Raw genomic sequence first — 18,356 nt, 5'->3', positions numbered from 1 at the left:
GGGCAGAAAATCTCCGGACCAGCCCGCCCCTACCCTGTGGAAGCAGCTGTCTTGTTCAAAATCTAAAGGTCAGCCCAATCCCTGTGGGAGCGGGCTGGTCCCGCGATCACCGGCGAAGCCGGTGCCATGCACTGCGAAAGCCACACCACAGATCCCCCTTGCAAAAACGCAAAAGGCCGCCGCATCCCCCAAGGATGCAGCGGCCTTTTTCCTGCGCTAATCAGCGCCGACGCGGCTGGCGCTTGCGCTGTTCTTCGTCGGTGGGGATCGGTACCGGTTGCAATGGCGGCGGTACCAGGCCAAGGGCGACGGCAAGGTCGTGGAGCCAGTTGTACATGCGCTTGTTCATAGTGCCCCCTTCACGGGTCAGCCTTGCGGCAAATCAGTCCTGCGATGCTTCATACAGATCATAGTCCCATGTTCTGTATATCGCCTGCGTCTAACCTTACAGATATGGGCGATTTTGCCGCAGATCAAGCGGAAACGCCGTACTCCGACAGCCGGTTTACTGTTTCACCTTGTTGCAGGTCGATCCACGCCTGCAAATTCGCCCCGCACATACCCTGGCGCCACATCAACCAGGTCTCGGCATGATCGAACGGCGCCTGCAACGGATGCGCGCTGACCCGCTCGCGGCCCGGCAGGCTGTCGAGCATCGACTGCGACATCATCGCCACCCCCGCCCCCGCGATCACGCACGCCAGCATGCCCTGGTACGACTCGATCTCCATCACTCGCCCCATTGGCGTGTGGTCGTGCGCATACCAGGCCTCCAGACGCATGCGGTAGGCACACCCCTGGCGGAACGTGAACACCGAACGCCCGGCCACATCACGCGCACTGTGCACCGGTGGATGCTCAGGGCTGGTGATCAGCACCAGCCGTTCCTCGCACAACGGCACGCCATCGAGCCCGGCCAGCCCCGGCGGGCCATCCACCAACGCGGCGTCCAGGCGGCGCTCGAGCAGGCCCTGCAACAACTCGCCACTGGGCGCGGCCTGCACCTGCAGGTTCACTGCCGGATAGGCCTGATGGTACCGCGCAAGCAACGCCGGAAGCTGGATGGCCGCCGTGCTGTACATGGTCCCGATGATGAAGTCCCCAGCTGGCTGACCGCCCTGCACCGCCGCCATGGCTTCATCGCGCAGTCCCGAAAGCCTGTGCGCATAGTCCAGCAACACCTTGCCGGCCGGCGACAGCTGCAAGCGCTGACGCTCGCGCAGGAACAACTCCACGCCCAGCTGCTCCTCGAGCTGACGCAGGCGCGTCGACAGGTTCGACGGCACCCGGTGCAGGCGCTCGGCGGCGCGAGTCACTGAACCCTCCTCGGCGACGGCCTGGAAGATCCGCAATTGGCTGAAGTCCACGACATTCTCCAAAACAGAACAACTTGATCATCATTATTCAATTTTATTGAAAGTCAAGAACTCCTAACCTGCCATCCATCGCTTACCACTGCGCAGGAGTCTTACCATGTCGCCCCTACTGCAACTCATGGCCAGTGCCGTCGCACTGATGATGGCCATGGGCATCGGCCGCTTCGCCCTGACCCCGCAGATGCCCCGCCTGATTGCCGAGGGCCAGTTCGACCTGACCGCAGGCGGCCTGGTGGCCGCTGCCAACTATCTCGGCTATTTCATGGGTGCCGTGGACGGCATGTTCGCCCGCCACCCGCACCAGGTGCGCCTGCGCCTGCATGCCGGGCTGTGGTTGTGCGTGCTGCTGACCCTGGCCTCCTGGGCTGCCAACGGATTCTGGAGCCACCTGCTGCTGCGCTTCGGCACCGGTGTGGCAAGCGCCTGGGCATTGGTGATGCTGACCAGCCTCAGCCAGCACGTGGCCAGCAGCCATGGTCGCGCGCGACTCGGCGCACTGGTGTTCGCTGGCCCAGGCGTGGGGATCGCCATCACCGGTTTCCTGGCGCTCGGTGCGCACCTGCTCAGCCTCGATTCGGCGGCGCTGTGGTTGATGTACTCGGTGGCCGCGCTGGTGATGCTGCTGGCTGTGCTGCCGTGGCTGCCGCGCGCCCATCTGCTGACGCCCGCGCCCAGCACCGCAGCAGCGCAGGCTCATCCACGCCAGCGCAGCATCGCCCGTCTGGCGGTGGTCTATGCGTTGTACGGCATCGGCTACATCCTGCCCGCCACCTTCCTCTCGCAGATGGCCAGCCAGCAATTCCAGGGGCAGTGGCTTGCCGACCTGTTCTGGCCCGGCTTCGGCCTTGCCGCAGCGCTTGGCGTGGTGATCGTCAGCCTGCGCGGCCCGGGTCACACCAGCGTCTGGCTGACCGCCACACTCTGGCTGCAAGCCTTGGGCGTGCTGGCCTGCCTGCTGGGCGGCGGTATCGGACTGGGGCTCGGGGTACTGCTGTGCGGTGCGCCGTTCCTGGCCTGCATGCAGTTGGTGATGCAGCGTTCGCGAGAGCTCGCGCCCCACGCCACCCAACGCAACGCCGGCCTGCTGACCGCCTGCTTCGCCCTCGGCCAACTCAGCGGCCCCTTGCTGGCCGCGCTGAGCAACCACTTCAGCGGCGGGCTGCAACCCGCACTGTTGCTGGCGGCTGCAGGGCTGGGGGTCGCCGGGTTGCTGGTGGCGACAAGCAGATCGGATCAACGCGCCGCAGAGCAACTGGCGACCCCTGTGTAGGAGCAGCTGTCTTGCTCAAAACCTACAGACCAGCCCAATCCCTGTGGGAGCGGCGGTTCGGCGCCCCGACTTGTCCCGCGAACACGGGCGTAGCCCGTGCCAGGCAGCGCGATACCTTTTTCGCGGGCAAGCCCGCTCCTACAGGTCGAGGCGGTTTCATAGCCGGGCTGTGGCCTCAATGCACCGAGTTACGCCCAACCTCCAGGTCGTTCAGCAACGCCTTGGCCATCGCGCTCAGGTAGTGCAGTGCGGTGATGCTCACCGGGTCCACCTGTTCCTGCTCGCTCAACTCGCGGACACAGCCAAGGATCACCGACACTTCTTCCAGCACCCGCTCGAAAGGAATGCCAGGTTGTACGCGGTACATGTCCAAGAAAGTCGCCACACCTGCGGTGGTGTAGCCATTGGATAGATCAGACATGGTCACATCTCCTCACTGTGGTGTGGGGAACGTGCGTAAGGCGGGGTGGATCGGGGACGAGCTTTTTCATGGCATGACTCCCATCGTGAAAAACAGGAACTGCCACTCGCTCGTTCTCACAGGATTGGGTGGCAGTCGTACGCGGGGTGAGAACCCGGCCACGATAGGGGAACCGGTCAGGACGAACCTGCCCGCGCACGGCTGCCATAGCAGAGCGGACGCTATCGTGATTAGGGTTCTCACACCCTGTCGTTTAGACGACCCGGCGAAGTTATCCCTGACGCATTTCCACGACAATTAAGACGCTTCCGCAAGCTGCGTAGGATAGATCCTAACGACTCAAACCTGACACCGGCGCCCGAGAATTAGGAAAAATCAGACACGCCACAGCCCGCCTTACCCCACCACCCGCCGCAACTGCCGCCGCACCCAAGGCTCGGCACTCACCAGCACCACACCACCGAGCACCATCACCGCCCCCACCACGAAGTTCACGCTCAGCGGCTCATCCAGCAACAGCACCCCGAACGTCACCCCGAACAACGGCGTGATGAACGAAAACACCGCCAGGTTCGACGCCAGGTACTGGCGCAGCAACCAGAACCAGGTCAGGTAACTGAAGAACGACACCACCAACCCCTGGAACAGCACGCTGCCCAGTGCCAACGGCGTGAACGACACCGCACCGATCTGCCCGCTGAACAACGCCATCAGCAGCAAGCCGACGAAGCCCACCATCAGCTGGTAGAACAGCGTCAAGGTCGCCGGCGCCTCCGACAGCCGCGAAGCCCGCACCACCACCGTGGTCGCACCCCACATCAGCCCCGCCAGCACCGCCATGGCATCGCCGAGCAGCACCCGCCCATCGAGTTGATCCAGCGACAGCCCGCCCGCAAAGGCCAGGGCAATCCCGGCAAATGCCAGCGCGATCCCCAGCCACTGCAGCAAACGCAGACGCTCGCTGGGCAACATGAAGTGCAGCCCCAGCGCGGTGAACACCGGGGCCGTGTAGAGAAATACCGACATATGCGCCGCCGAGGTCAGCTTCAGCCCCTCGGCGATGAACAGAAACTCCAGCCCGAACAACGCCCCGGCCAGCAAACCCGCGCGCCAGGTGCTGCCCAACTGCGCCCAGCCGCCCCGCCAGCACATCAGCAGCCCGACCAGCACCGCAGCGATACCGGAGCGAAACGCCGCCTGCATCACCGGCGCGATATCCACGGCAGCCCATTTGATCATCACCTGCTGGGAGCCCCAGATCAGGCACAACCCCAGCATCACCTGCAGGGCAAAGGCGTCAGTGTTCTTGCGGGCCGCGCTCATGGGCGGGCCTCGTAGCGGGTCAGGGGCATGGGCAACGCTCGGCAGTCAGAAAATGGATCCATTGCCGATTATCGGTGCGCCCGCCCCGCCGATACCAGCCTAAATCGCACCTGGTGTGATCTGCGGCTTGCTCGAGACCTGATCGAAGGTGGACTCATCCAGCGCATCTGCCTGCTGATCCAGCTTCAAGCGTGGGCTGTCCGCTCCTGGAATCGCGCTGTCGATGAGGCTGAGCAGGCGCGAGCCGCGCTCGGTGAGCACAAAGTTTTCACCGTTGCCGCCATCCTCTTCAGGCCGGCTTTCGATGAAGCCGCGCTGGAACAGCAGCTTTTCGTATTCACAGGCGCGTGTTTTCAGCTGATCCAGATCGCCCACCGGCTGGCCTTTGGCGGCCATCGCCGCAGCATGCTGCTCGGCGTAGGGGCGTGGCGTGAAGCTGTGACCGGCGCCGTTCTGCACCTCGTGCAGCAAGCGTTCGATCAGGTCCCAGTCGTAGGTGCTCATGGCAGTGGCCTCTTGCTGTGGACGGTGGGTACACAGCATGGGACCGGAGGCGTTGGAGGTCCGTTCAAATCATTGACAGTACACGGTTGGTTTTGTAGTTTTCAGGCGCCGCACTTATTAGCGTCTCGATATCATCACCACGAACCAGAGAATGGTCGACTATAGAAAAGAAGGGTAAAGAAACCAACCATAAGACAAATTTTCTGAAGTACTCATCGACCAAGAGCATTGTCGATATCCTTTATTAGCTGTTTAGCAAAATCAATATCCCGCTGACTGTAAGGGTACCTGCCGGGTGGTTGATTATCAGCATTACGAACTAGATCGCTTAGTCTATTCCTGACCTCGATGGCTTTTTGCTCATGCCCAGCAGGAGACAACATGTTGCCTGTAGCTTTCTAATAACGCACAGCGTCAGCCAATCCGCCGTTTCCGACCCTGTTGCCGGTTTTATCCGCACCGTAATACGAAGTCAGAATCTTTTCAAATTGGTCGCTATCTGCCGGCCGATAAGTAGGTCCAAACCCACCCTTGGGCGTATCCACGCTATTTCTTGCCCCACCCCCCGCCTTCCCAGCCGCAATCTCCCGCTCCGCCGCCGCCAACCCCGCAAGGTTCCCACCTTCCTTGGGCACCAACGCCGACTCGCTATAGAAATACAGCTTTCCATCCGGCGCGACAAACTCAAAATTGCCCGTGCGCAGGTTCACTACCGCCGTATACCCCTCCGGCGCCACCACGTTCGCACCAACCCCTGAACCATCGCGGTAATACGACGGCAACCCCGGCACCTGTCTGCCCGTCGCACCACCCACCGCTTCGGCAATGGCCTCGCGCTCGGCCACCGTCTTGCTCACCTGACCCAGCTTCCCGGCCTTGCCGACCGGTACCGGCACCAGGCTCATCACGAACTTGGTCTGCCACTCCGCCTCCACCCGCGCCGCTGCCGTAGGATTGCCCTGCAGCCGATACAGGGTCGCCTCGGCGCGCATGTCCTGCCATTCCTGCACCACCGCTTCAGGATGACTCAAGGAGTTGATCAGCTGGTGAGACACCTGCGAGGCGGTGTTCTGGGTATCGGTCAGCAACCCCTTGCCCAGGCCGTACATGCCTTTGAGCATGTCGCGCAGCGCCGAACCTACACCCTCCACCGAACCCAGCGTTTCTGCCGTGGGATCGTACTTGCCGAAGTTCAGGTTATTGGCGTAATACGCGGCGTACTCGGGGTCCACCCCAGGGCGCAGGAACTCGCGATTCTTGGTGGAATCGTTGAACTCGGCGCTATGCGTGCTCGCATAGTCCTTGAGCAACGCCACGGTCTGCTGCGCGGTGTACTGCTTGCCCGCCTCCCCCACCATAGGCACGTCACCATTGGCGCGGCTCACGTCGAGGCTGTCCGCCATTGGCGCCAGCGCCTGGCCGAGGTGCGCCAGGGTGCTGGCCTCGATGCTCCTGCCATTGGCGGTAATCACCTGCCGCCACTCGTTGTCGGTGTAGTAGGCCAAGGCTTCGGCCATGCGCCGCTCCGCCTCGGCGGGGCTGATGCCTAGCTCCTGGGCGAGTGCAGGTGCCTGCTTCTTGATCTGGACCACTTCTTTGGGATGCGCCTGCCGGTTGTAGCGGTCGGCCATCTGGGCGATCCAGGCACCTTTCTCGACGTCGCCGTTGACCAGCCCCGCCGCAGCGAGGCCGGTGAGTTGCGAGAAGGTATCGCGCAGCGCAGGCTGCTTCTTGTAGAGCTCCTCCAGCGCCCCCGCCATGGCGGCGTTGGCCCCGGCAGCCATCGCTCCGCTGGCGAAGTCGCCGCCGGAGGCCACAGACACGGCGCCCCCTGCCAACGCGTGCAAGGCTACACGGCCTGCGCCACCTTCCTGCCACAACGCGATAGCGGCGGCATCGCTGCGGCTTTCTGCGTCGGCCAGGTTCTTCGTTGCAAGGTTGCCGATGGCATTGAAGGCGGAAGCGGCGACGACGTTGGACGCCTGTGACACCAACGCGTTGAGCAGGTTGTCGCTCAGGCTCCCACCGTTCACCACGGTCTTGATCGCACCCGAGGTCACACCGATCGCACCGGCCCGCAGGCCGAAGCCACCTATGCCTTCGAGCTTGCTCAGGTCAAAGCCATAAGTACGGCTGAAGCCTGCATTGTCGCCGCTGAACTTGGGATCGATGTAGCCAGCGGTGACGCCGGTCACCAGGCCGGAGATCACCGCGCCCTTCAGGCTATCGCTGCTGAGGTATCCTTGACCACCAACTCCAGGTTGCCGCGGTTGTTGATGGCGCTGATCGCCGCATTGCTGGTCAAGCCGGTCAGCCCGGCCGTCACCGCCGCATTGGCCCAACCAATCCCGCCAGGGCAGCGCCGGTCCTGCTGCCCAGGCACCAGCTGCGGTGGTCGCGGTAACGCGCTGGGCAAGCGTGATCGGCGTGATCGGCCCAGGCTGTGCAGTGGACCAGTGCAACCCGTCGGCGGCCCCTCCTACCTGGCTCGACGTGCCTTGGCGGGCGGTCACTTCGCCGCTGCGGCTGGGCAGTGCACACGGCCCCTGGGCCTGATTGATGGCGGCGACGCGCACGCGCGACACTTGAAGCAACCGACGGAGCTCTGCGGGCGAAACCATTTTTTGAATTTATTAAGCCCATTTGAATCAACGGCAATAATTTTCATCTAACTTTTTCGGCACGACACACTCTAAGTTTTTAGCTTCCCAACCTCTTGAACTACATCGCCACGCTCTATTTTTGCGTCTAAAAGCTAACTGATACGACAAAATACATAATTGGCATCTTATATAAACTTAGAAAATTCAATCATAAATTCCGCCTCTCTAAAACCCAGACAAACCTAACACAACCACAAATTAAAATCAGTCACGGCGCTTTTTTACCTCTGCCACCTTTGACTCCACCCATATTCCTAAAGCGACTGGAACCCCGCAAGACAAGCCAACAAGAATAGACTTACGAATCTCTTTCCAACCAAATACCCAATAATCAAATTTATAGTAACCAATAATCGACCCTACAAGGTGCCCCAACATCCCAACCCCAAGAAAAAACAATACAGAACACACCAGCAAGATAGCCATCAAAAAAAATCCAACTCTTTCCAGCTTCACTTTTTATCTCCTACAGAAGTGAGCTTGGTTACAGCACGTAGAGGCATACCTTTCACCGTTTCTCCTCTTTATCTCTGGAGGCTTTACGTTCTTTATGGTCTTTCAGCCGAGCCAGCCCCCATATGCCCACCGTAGCAAACACCGTGTAGATTAAAGCTCCAGGAACCAGCCGGAAAATTTCCGACCACTCAAACACCCAACTGCCTATCTTAAAAAAATTTATTGCCGCCCCTAGAACAACCCCCATAACACTCACTAGCATAAACCCTAAAAAACAGTAAAAAAACAGCAACAGAAAAGCTTGAAAACTTGATTTTGGCCTAATCATTTGCCCTCTCCCAAAGATCCCACTTTTCCTCCAGTGACTTCTGAAGCAACAGAACCAAACATATTACCTAAAACATCAGCCGAAGTTCCTACGTATGGCTTCAGCTGGCCAGACACCACCTGCCCAGTTCTGAAACCCACTACCCCGCCTAAAATTGCTCCCAGAAGTGAATACGTCGGATCTTCACCCTTGATCAAACTTCCTAAATAAGAGCCACCCGCCTTGAGCACCCCGACCACGTTGCCGATATCCCGACCGGCAGTGACGGTCAGGTCGTTCGCCGCCTCGATACGCGCTGCGCTGTCGACCAGGTCCTTGGTCACCTGCTCGCCACCAGCCCGGCCTTCCAGGCGGGTAACGCTGCGTTCGTTGATCACATCGCCCGTCAGCGCGGTCAGGCTCACTTCACGACCGGCGATGATCCCGCCCTGGGCGTTGCGGATCGAGTCGGTGGCGAGCATGTCCAGGCGCCCGCCTGCTTCGATCAGCCCGCTGTTGCTGATGTTGGTGGCGCTGGCGACGAGGTTGTTGGTGGCACGCAGGGTGCCGACGTTGACCAGGTCGCCGCCGCTGATCAGGTTGACGTCACGGCCCTAGATCAGCGCGCCGTTGGGGGCGACGCGACCGTTGGCGTGGGCCAGGTACAGCACCGGGGCCAGCACCTTCTCGCCGTTGACCTCGACCTGCTCCATCCAGACGATGTCGTGGGTCAGGGCGGCGACCTGCTCGGCGCTGAGCGACACGCCCGCGCTCAGCGACAGCTTGTCCTTGCTGGCGATGGCGTTGTCCATCAGGTAGCGGAACAGCTTCTCGTCGGCGGCCTGGCCGGCGAGGAAGCATTGGCCGGGGCGGGTTAGGCTGCCTCTACTTTCGCCCGTGCACTTAATAATGGAGCTATGTAGCTCTGCGACGCATTAAATTGCTCACACTAGGTCAATGCAGGCATGCTTCACTTAAGTTTGAAACCTTGAGACTCAAGCAATCCACGCTCGGAAATTACTTCGGAATTTACTTCCCACCGCCCCATTTGAAATATGAAGCAAGACATATCCCAAACCAGACAGGGACCGCATAGGCTAGAAATCCAGGAAACACGCCGGAAATATCAGTCCAGCCAAAATGCCATGTGTCATATTTAAAATACAGGGCTATAGCCCCTAAAAAATTTGATACGACCCCTCCAAAGAAAAACAAAACAACCAAATAGACTAAAAATAGTATATAAGCTTGAAACCTCGACTTGGGTTTCATTATTTGCTATCTCCTATTGATCCTATCTTGCCACCTGTAGCTTCGGAAATCTGAGACCCCAAAGAGGCACCTACAATTTCAGAATAACTTCCGAGATACGGCTTCAATTTATCAGTTACAACTTGCCCACTTTTCAAACCCACAGCACCGCCGATGGCCGCACCTAAAACTGGATATATTGGACTATCACCTTTAATCAAGCTCCCTAAAAATGCCCCTCCCGTGCCTGCACCAATAGTGAATGCGACCCCGCGACCTTGAGTTGCGCCACCCACAGTGGTAGCAATGGCGGCATCCACATAACTAAACGGTTTATCCGTAGACAATTGATAGCTAATGTTAGCACCACCGCCAATGACACCGCCCATTGCTGCGCCAGCAAGTCCTGCCGGGGGCGATATAGTCGCGCCTAACACAGCCGGAGTATACACCCAACCAGCTACATAATCATGGCCCGGGCCTTTGTACCCATCGCTTCTAGCCAAGGACTGGAGCGCATCAGAAATCTGCTCGGGTGTCTTGCCTTGCTCAGCCATATATGCTCCTAAGCTAGCAGCTTCCGCCCCCCAACTTCCCCCGGGATGTAAAAAGTCATTATAGCGCTGAGCGTTTCCAGCCACCCAACTGGCGGTTTCAGGGTTCCCATTACCCAGGGCTCCTGCCAAAACCCCAATAATCTGGGCGGTCGCCACCTTGAACTGGTCGTCCGTAGCAAACCGTGAATCGAGATACTTGCCTAGACCTGCACTTGTAGCCGCCGTGAGCCCCTGCGCTGCCGCACCTGCCAGTGCCCCTGTTTTGAAGTCTCCTCCCTTGGCGGATGACAGCGCACCACCCAAGACTGCGTGCATCAGGATTTTTTGTGCAGAGCCAGGACTGACGTTGAGATAATCAGCCAAATCACCGACCTGTTTATTACCGAAGGCCGCCGCCAAATCCAATCCTTCAGACACAGCAGCAGCCCCAAGATTATCTTTGAAGCTGCCTCCATTTATCGCTGTGTTCACACTGCCAGCGACCAAAGCGTGCGTGCTGCTACGAAGGATGTTCTGGCTGACCGAATTCCAATCCAACATACCAGAGCTATACCCTGGATTATTGATGCCACTGGCACTCAGAACCAACGGGCCATCGGGATTCCACCCCGCAACTGCTGTGTCTATTCCACTCAAAATTCCGCTTGTCACCATCTGCGTAGCGTATCCCTTTATGGCCTTGCTGCTGGTTGCCGCTTTTAGGCCAGCACCAATGTCTCCACCACCGTTTATGGTTCCTACTGCAAAGTTACTGGCCATGGCACCTGCAAGAGGACCAAGGTAGACGCTCGCGACGATCGAAATAATCAGGGCGGGTGCTGCTCCCAGCCCTGAATTTTTGTAATCCCAACTGTCGTGAATTTCTTTTACTACGCGCCAATCCACTTGTCCGCTGGCCTCGGCCTGCTTGATCCACGCCAGCTGGGGTTCTGCTCGGACCATTGCATCAATCGTTTGGCTGACGGTGTTTTGGTCAATTTGCTTAATATCAATATTTATTTTGCCAGCGGCCCGAATCGCCAATTCCCCCTGGGTTACCATCAAGGTCTGGCGCAGCGTCTCATCCGTACTTCCCTTGCCTTTGGCGCTGGTCCACGCCAGATCCGACTTGCTCTTCTCGTGACTCTCCTGATGCAGGTCCTTGACGCCCTCGAACGTGATCGCCCCACCACTGGCCAAGGTCAGGTCTTCACCGCTATCAAGCTTCGCCGCCTGATAGCGCTGGTCGCCGCCGCTCGCCAGCGTGACAGCGCCTGCCGCCGAGACTTCGCTGCCAACATGCCGCACATCGGTGACTTCGTCGCGCTTGGTCTTCTTGCTGCCGAACCTGCCTTTGCTCTTCTTGTCGTACAGGGAGTAGTCGCTATCTGTCTCGGCGAGCAACGACAGTTGCTCCCTGGCATACAGGTACGCCTCGTCCCCGGCACTCACACGGCTGGAAATAAGCGCCAGGTCCTTGCCAGCGGTCAGCGCAACATCACCTCCTGCCTTGACCGGAGTACCGACCTGGCTGACGTGGTCTTCCTGGCGGGTGACTTTCTTGGTCTTGCTGTAGAAGTTCGACTCGTTGGCCGCCGAGGCCAGGGTCAGGTTCTCCAGTGCATCGACCGCAACATTGCGCCCGGCCTCCAGGTTGCTGGCGATGGCGGTGAAATCGCGACCGGCACTCAAGGCCAGGTCGCCGCCTGCGGTCACCTGCGAGCCGTATTGCTGCGTGGTCTGCGTGCGGTAGTTGGAGCCTATCTGCGTGCTGTCGACCTGCTGCGCCGAGGTGATCAGCAGATCGCGCCCGGTGCGGATATCCAGGTCGGCTCCAGCACTCAATACACCGCCGCTGTTGATCAGGTCGCGACCAGCATGAATCGAAAGGTCATTGGCTGCCTCGATACGCGCGGCACTGTCGACGAAGTCAGCACGCTTGCTGTACGCACCGGCACCGCTGGCATGGCTGCTGACGCTGCGCTCGTTGACCACATCACCGCTGAGGCTGGTGAGGCTGACGTCGCGGCCGCTGATCAGGCCGCCGGCCCCATTGACGATGCGGTTGCCAGCCAGCAGGTCCAGACGGCTACCGGCTTCGATCAGGCCGCTGTTGTCGAGGTCGTGGCCGGCGCTGGCGGAGAGGTTGTTGCTGGCCCGCAAGGTGCCGCTGTTGTCCAGGTTCTGGCCGGCGACCAAGGTCAGGTCGTTGCCGGCGATCAGGGCGCCGTTGGGCGCCAGACGGTTGTTGGCGTGGGCCAGGTACAGCACCGGCACCAGCACCTGCTCGCCCATCACCTCGTGCTGTTCGAGCCAGACGATGTCGTGGGTCAGAGCGGCGACCTGCTCGGCGCTGAGGCTGACGCCGACCTGGAGGTCGAGCTGATTCTTGCTCGTCAGAGCGTTGTCCATCAGGTGGCGGTACAGGGCCTCGCCGTCGGCCTGGCCATCGATGAATTGCTGACCGGTGCGGGCGACCACCGCCTGCTGGATCAGACGCTGCTCGTAGAAGCCGTCGCCCAGGCGCTTCCAGCTCTGGTCAGGGTCGTAGCCGAGGTTGCCAAGCAGATAGTCCGAACTCATGAACTGCTTGAGGTCGGTGAGTACCGGATTGGTCTCGATCAGGTACTTGTGCGGCTGCGGGGTGCCAGTATTGGCCGGAACCCCCTGCACCCGCGGGATGCTCTGCGCCGCGGGCAGTGTCATGGCGGTGGAGACGGTGCTGGCGACGGTCGGGAGGGCCTGCTGGAGCGTCGGCGCGGCCACCGACGTCATTGCCGGGAGGCTGGTGTCGCGGGCAACGATGGTCTCGGTGGAGGGCTGGGCAAGCGTGATTGGCGTGCTCGGCCCAGGCTGTGCAGTGGACCAGTGCAACCCGTCGGCGGCCCCTCCTACCTGGCTCGACGTGCCTTGGCTGGCGGCCACTTCGCCGCTGCGGCTGGGCAGTGCACCCGGCCCCTGGGCCTGATCGATGGCCGCCACGCGCACGTTGGTGGCGCCCGGGTCCAGACCAGCGGCCTGACGCTGATGCGCCTGGAGGGCGCGGTCGCTGCCAGCGACGGCGGCCAGCTCGGCGAGGTCGACGCTGCGGCCCTGCACAAGCGGCGTGGGCTGCTGGCGCTGTTGCAGGTCGATGCTCGCGCTGCCCAGTTGCCACTGGGTCGGGACGCTGGACGTAGCGCTGGCCTTGGCCTGGTTGGCAGCCTGGGCGCTGAGGCGGAACAAGCCGTTCTGACCGGTAGGCAGGCTGAAGCCGGGCAGGCTCAGCGGGTTGACCTGCTGCTGGGCGAGGTCAGGCGGCAGTTGCTGATGAATCGTGACGATGGTCGGCTGGGTCGCGCCGGAGACTGTAGTGTCCGAAGACCGCTGGCTGATGGATGACGCGGTGTTCTGCACCACGATGTTGCTGATGTCGTTGCTGGCGGTCAGCCTTGCCTTGCCACCGGCCTGGATGATCGCAGGGGCCACGGGGGCGCCACCCTCGACCTTGATCTTGTCATCGATCCCGATGAACACACCCGGGTCGAACTTGTCGACCAAGGCCTTGAACGCCACCGGATCGAACGGCCCAGATTGCGGATGGGCCTGATCGTAGGCGGCCACCGCATCGATCATTTCGTAGAAGTAACGACCGGCGATCTTCACGTCCTTGCCGATCTGATGGCGGTCAGTCCCCGAAGCCGAACCGCCGGCCACATTGGAGATATCGGCACTGTCGATGGCCAGGTCGTTGACGGCGGAGATCAGGCTGAATTCGTTGTTCAGTGCAGTGCTGGCAATCGTCAGGTTACGGCCAGCCATCAGCATTGCCATGGGCGAATCTTCATGCACAACGGTGGAAACCGTCTGCGAGATGAACGCCGGCCCGCGCACCCACTTGCCGCCAGGGCGACCGCAATGCTGGACGCAGTAGATGCTGATCGAACCGCTGGTCACCTGCGTGTCCGAACGGAATTTTTCACGCTTGTTGATCACGCTGGCGGCCTGCAGGTCGATATCACCCGCCGCTTCGATACTGGCAGAGCTGTTGAGCACGCTGTTTGCCCGCGTTCCGCCCGTCACACCGCCGACCAGCAGATTGCCGAGGCTGTAGACATCGGCGTATTCGTTGCTGAAAGCGCCCACCTGAAGCCTCATGTTCTGGCCACTGAACATGAAACCACGGCTGCCATCGGCAGCCTGGACGTTGCGCAAGTCCTGGCTGACGACCGTCAAGTCCTGCGAGGCGGCCAGGGTACCGACGTTGGTCATGCTCCCGGCCAGCATTTCGAAGTTGCGTGCCGAGGTCAGGCGGCCTTGGTTGGACACTTGACCGGCTACTGCGATACGCGTGTTGTCGCCCCCGGCGATACTGCCGGTGACGCCAAGCTCTAGCTGCCCGGCATCGATGCCCAGTTGGCCAAGGCTGGCGATGCGACCATTGCCGGCATAGCGTCCGCCAAGGTGCAGGTCGAGGCTGCCATCACTGATGATCCGGCCGTCGTTGAGCCAATTGCCGCCACTTCCCGACAGCCGCTGGGTCGCCAGCAACTGCCCGGAGGCTGTCTGGGTCAGCTCGCCGACGTTGAGCGTCAGCCGCGCGGCCTGCAGCACACTGCTGTTGGTCCAGCTGGCCGCCTCCAGGGTCAGGCCGCCAAGAGTGGCAATGTCACCGCCGGCATTGCTGAGGTTGGCCATGCCGATCTGCAGGTCGCCACTGCCACCGTGCAGCAGGCGGCCCTGCTGGTTGAGGAAGGTGCCGGCCTGCAGGTTGAAGTCCTGGCTGCCGATTTCAAGGGCGCCAGTGCGGTTGTCGAGCAGCCCGGTAACCTGCAGGCGGCTCTGGGCGCCGCCAAGGCTGCGCAATTGGCCGCCCTGGTTGTCGAGGGTGGCAGCGACCAGGCCCAGGCGGCTGTCACTTTCGATGATTCCTGCGCGGTTGTACAAAGCACCGCCAAGGGTCAAGTCCAGCGCTTGACCGGCGAGCTTGCCACCGGCGCTGTTGTCCAGCGCAGTCGCCTCGAGGGTGACCTGGCCCTGGCCGTAGAGCCCGCCATTACGGTTGTCCAACTGTTGAGTGCGGATAACCAGAGGCCCTGCCAGCGCCGCCAGACGACCGCCCTGGTTGTTCAGGCCGCCGAGGGCAACGAGGTTGAGCTGGCTGGCCTGCAGCGTGCCGCCTTGGTCGTTGCGCAAAAGGCCAGCGACCTGCGCCTGCAAAAGCCCGTGAAGGCTGGCCAGCACACCGCCGCGGTTGTCCGTGCTGCTGGCCGACAGCGCCAGCGGGCCCTGCTGGGCGATCAGTTTGCCGCGCTGGTTGTCCAGCACTTGCTGCAGGCGCACATCGAGCGCCTGGCCGGCCTGTACCGCACCGCCCTGGTTGGTCAGGCTGGCGGCTTGCAGGCTGACGCTGGCGTCACGGCTGGAGATCAGGCCGTCCTGGTCGTTGGCCAGGGTGTCGGCGAGCGTCACGGCTACCGCGCCGTTGGCGGCCAGGGTGCCCTGGGCAGAGTTGTCCAGACGGCTGCCTGCCAACTGCAGGGTGCCCTGGCTGGCCAGTTGACCACCCTGGTTGAGCAGCGTCGCGTTGCCCAGCACCTGCAAGGCGCTGGTCGCGAGCAGCTGACCCTGGGCGTTGTTCAGCAGACTGGCCAGGTCCAGGCTGAGCAAGCCCTGGCTGATGACGTTGGCGCTGCGGTTGTCGAGGCTGGCGGCCTGGATGAGCAGGTCGCCACCGGCATCGATGCGGCCCTGACGGTTGTCCAGGGCGCCGAGCAGGTGCAGGCGCTGGAGTCCGCCGCTGGCCAGGTAGCCGCTACGGTTGTCCAGCGCAGCCGCGTTCAGGCGCAGCGCGCCCTGGCTGACCAGGGCGCCACCGCTGCTGTTGTCGAGGTTGGAAGTGACGCTCAGGTCCAGATCGCCGGCGCGACTGGAGAGCGTGCCCAGGTTGCGGTTGTCCAGGCTGTCGGCACTGACCGACAGGCCCTGCCAGCCGGAAACCAGGCCGCCCTGATTGCTCAACACGCCGCTGCCGACACCCAGGCGCTGGGCCGAAATCAACCGGCCGCCGTCGTTGTTCAGGGTCCGTGCTGCCAGGTCGAAGCCCAGGTCGCTGGCGATCTCGCCACGCTGGTTATCCAGGTCGCGCAGGTTGGCCAAGGTCAGGGCACCCTTGGCGCGAATCAGCCCGTCGCGGTTGTTCAGGCCGCCGCCATCCAGGCCCAGCAGCAGGGCCAAGGTGCTGTCGCCGAGCAGGCGTCCGCCCTGCTGGCTGAACTGGCGTGCCTTGATCTGCAGCGCCGCGCCAGCGGAAAGTTCGCCCCCGTCGTTGTTGACGTCGGTGGCTGTCAGATCCAGACCTGCCTGGCTGTTGATCAAGCCTTTGTTGCCGTTGTCGAGTTGGCCAGTCACGAGGGTCAGTCGTTCTCTGGCAAGCAACTGACCGCCTTGGTTGGCCAGGCTCGCGCTGTTCAGCACGAGTGCGCGACCGGCATTGAGCAGCCCGCCACCCTGGTTGGCCAACTGACCGGCAACGTCCAGTTGCAGATCGCCGCGGCTGGTCAGCAGGCCCGCGCCGTTGTCCAGGCTGGCGGCGCTGACCGAGAGGCTGGCGGCGGCGATCTGGCCCTTGAGGTTGGCCAGGCTGCGCGCGACGATCAGGTTCAGGCCTTGGTTGCCGAGCAGGCGACCGTTGCCGTTGTCCAGTTCGGCGGCCGCCAGGGTGAAGGCGTTGGCACTGGAAATTTCACCGCCACGATTGTCGACCCGGCCAAGGCGCGTAAGCAGCAGTTGACCTGGGGTGTTGATCAGCCCGCCCTGGTTGTCGAGGGTGCCGCCGGCCAGATCGATTGCCACGCCGCTGGCGCTATAAAGCGTGCCGCCATGCTGGCGCAGGCTGCCGAGGTTGGCCTGCAAGGCCTGCTGACTGGTGATGCGTCCGCCACTGTTATCGAGCTGGGTAGCCTCGATGCGCAGGCGATCGGCACTGCTCAGGCGGGCGCCGGAAAGGTTGTCGACGCTGGCGGCGCTAATACTCAGCAGGCCCTTGGCGCTGACCGTACCAGCGTCGCGGTTGTCCAGGTGCGCCGCACTCAGCTCCAGGCCTGCGTCGCCCAGGATCTGTCCCCCGGCGTTGCCCAGCGTGCCCTGGCTGCGCAACAGCAGGTCGCCGGCACTGGACAGCACGCCATGATTGTTGTCGATGCTTGCGGCGCTGACGCTCAGCGTGCCGTCGCTGTCCAGACGCCCATTCTGGTTGAGCAGGCCGTCGTCCAGCTCGACACTCAGGTCGGCGCCGCTGCGCAGTGTGCCGCCGGCGTTGTCCAGCCGCGTGCCGGTGAGGGTCAGCGGCCCCACGCTGGACACCAGCCCCATGGCGTTGAGCAGAGTGTGCTGCTCGATGACCAGCGCGCCCTTGGCCAGGATCAAGCCAGCGCCGTTATCCAAGCGCTGCCCGCTCAGGCGCACTTCGCCCTGCCCGGAGACTTCGCCAGCGCGGTTGTCGAAGGCAACGCTGCGCACGGTCAACAGGCTCTTGGCGGCGAGCAGGCCTTTGTCACGGTTATCGAGGGTGTCGGCCTGCAGGTTCAGCGTAGTGTCGCTGGCAATCTGGCCAGCCTGATTGTCCAGGCTGCCCAGGCGCGCTTGCAGACCCGATCTGGCAGACAACTGGCCTTTGCCGTTGAATACGCTGCCGGCCACCAGTAACAGCTTGCCGTCAGCCTGTAATGTGCCCGCTGCGTTGCCCAGCAGGCCGTCGACCTGCACCTGGAGATCGCCGCGGCTGCTGATCAGACCGGCGCCGTTGTCCAGGCCGGCAGCCTGCAACTGCAGGCTGCGCGCACTGACCAGGCCGCGCAGGTTGTCCATTTGCCGGGCGATGCGCAAGGTCAGGCTGGCGCCGGAGAGCAGCTTGCCACCGGTGTTGTCCAGACCGTCCGCGGCCAGCTCGAAGCCGACCAGACTGGAGATCTCGCCATCGCGGTTGTCGACCTGACCAAGGTTGTGCAGCAGCAGGCTGCCCGGGCCGCGGATAAGCCCGACACTGTTGTCCAGCACACCGCCGTTGAGGTCCAGGTTCAGGCCATCGAGGCTGAACAGTTCACCGCCGTGCTGATCGAGACCGCTGACGCTGGCCTGGACCTGACGTCCGGCCAAGGTGCCGGCCTGGTTGCCGACCTGACCGGCGCGCACTTGCAGCAGTTGCCCACTGCTGATCAGGCCGCCCTGGCCGTTGCTCAAAGCACCGCTGCTCAGGCGATTGTCACCCT

The 18,356-nt window shown here is 62.0% G+C and carries 10 protein-coding genes and 1 pseudogene; 1 reads left to right on the top strand and 10 read right to left on the bottom strand.

The genetic code is table 11. The annotated features are described in order from the left end of the window. Nucleotides 1-220: 220 nt before the first annotated feature. A complete protein-coding gene (locus ACTYOL_RS07830; RefSeq protein ID WP_256093825.1) occupies nucleotides 221-349 on the bottom strand; it encodes a PA1414 family protein in 129 nt (42 codons plus the stop codon). 124 nt (nucleotides 350-473) lie between these two features. Next, a complete protein-coding gene (ptrR, locus tag ACTYOL_RS07825; RefSeq protein WP_444757750.1) occupies nucleotides 474-1,367 on the bottom strand; it encodes a putrescine utilization regulator PtrR in 894 nt (297 codons plus the stop codon). A gap of 106 nt (nucleotides 1,368-1,473) precedes the next feature. On the opposite strand from ptrR, the gene ACTYOL_RS07820 reads away from it, so the two are divergent. Next, nucleotides 1,474-2,646 carry a YbfB/YjiJ family MFS transporter gene (locus ACTYOL_RS07820; RefSeq protein ID WP_197889866.1) on the top strand — a complete coding sequence of 391 codons (1,173 nt, stop codon included), beginning with the start codon at nucleotides 1,474-1,476 and terminating at the stop codon, nucleotides 2,644-2,646. A gap of 175 nt (nucleotides 2,647-2,821) precedes the next feature. Here the strand turns inward: ACTYOL_RS07820 and ACTYOL_RS07815 are convergent, their stop codons facing one another. The 8 genes and pseudogenes from ACTYOL_RS07815 to ACTYOL_RS07780 form a co-directional block, all read right to left on the bottom strand. Further along, the gene (locus ACTYOL_RS07815) at nucleotides 2,822-3,067 is read right to left on the bottom strand and encodes a DUF3077 domain-containing protein (RefSeq protein ID WP_200603980.1); all 246 of its coding nucleotides are present in this window, start codon (nucleotides 3,065-3,067) and stop codon (nucleotides 2,822-2,824) included. A 396-nt stretch (nucleotides 3,068-3,463) separates the two neighbouring features. After that, nucleotides 3,464-4,390 carry a DMT family transporter gene (locus tag ACTYOL_RS07810; protein ID WP_054893281.1) on the bottom strand — a complete coding sequence of 309 codons (927 nt, stop codon included), beginning with the start codon at nucleotides 4,388-4,390 and terminating at the stop codon, nucleotides 3,464-3,466. Nucleotides 4,391-4,489: 99 nt separating this feature from the next. Then, a complete protein-coding gene (locus ACTYOL_RS07805) occupies nucleotides 4,490-4,894 on the bottom strand; it encodes a transcriptional regulator (RefSeq protein ID WP_065861239.1) in 405 nt (134 codons plus the stop codon). Between the two features lie 398 nt (nucleotides 4,895-5,292). Next, entirely contained in the window at nucleotides 5,293-7,470 is a 2,178-nt protein-coding gene (locus tag ACTYOL_RS07800; protein ID WP_444757749.1) for a DUF637 domain-containing protein, read from the bottom strand. 291 nt (nucleotides 7,471-7,761) lie between these two features. Then, nucleotides 7,762-8,013: a hypothetical protein gene (locus ACTYOL_RS07795; RefSeq protein ID WP_444757748.1), complete on the bottom strand. Its 252-nt coding sequence runs from the start codon at nucleotides 8,011-8,013 to the stop codon at nucleotides 7,762-7,764. A gap of 52 nt (nucleotides 8,014-8,065) precedes the next feature. Further along, complete coding sequence (locus tag ACTYOL_RS07790; RefSeq protein ID WP_444757747.1) at nucleotides 8,066-8,341, bottom strand: hypothetical protein; 276 nt, start codon at nucleotides 8,339-8,341, stop codon at nucleotides 8,066-8,068. A 212-nt stretch (nucleotides 8,342-8,553) separates the two neighbouring features. Beyond that, nucleotides 8,554-9,084: pseudogene (locus tag ACTYOL_RS07785) on the bottom strand (hypothetical protein); the annotation flags it as partial. A gap of 507 nt (nucleotides 9,085-9,591) precedes the next feature. After that, nucleotides 9,592-18,327: a DUF637 domain-containing protein gene (locus ACTYOL_RS07780; RefSeq protein WP_444757746.1), complete on the bottom strand. Its 8,736-nt coding sequence runs from the start codon at nucleotides 18,325-18,327 to the stop codon at nucleotides 9,592-9,594. Nucleotides 18,328-18,356 lie beyond the last annotated feature (29 nt).

This window comes from Pseudomonas sp. A014 (assembly GCF_052378495.1).
In the GTDB taxonomy this organism is placed as follows: domain Bacteria; phylum Pseudomonadota; class Gammaproteobacteria; order Pseudomonadales; family Pseudomonadaceae; genus Aquipseudomonas; species Aquipseudomonas machongensis.
Note: the sequence above shows the minus strand (reverse complement) of the source record. Positions and strands in the feature narration are given on the sequence as shown.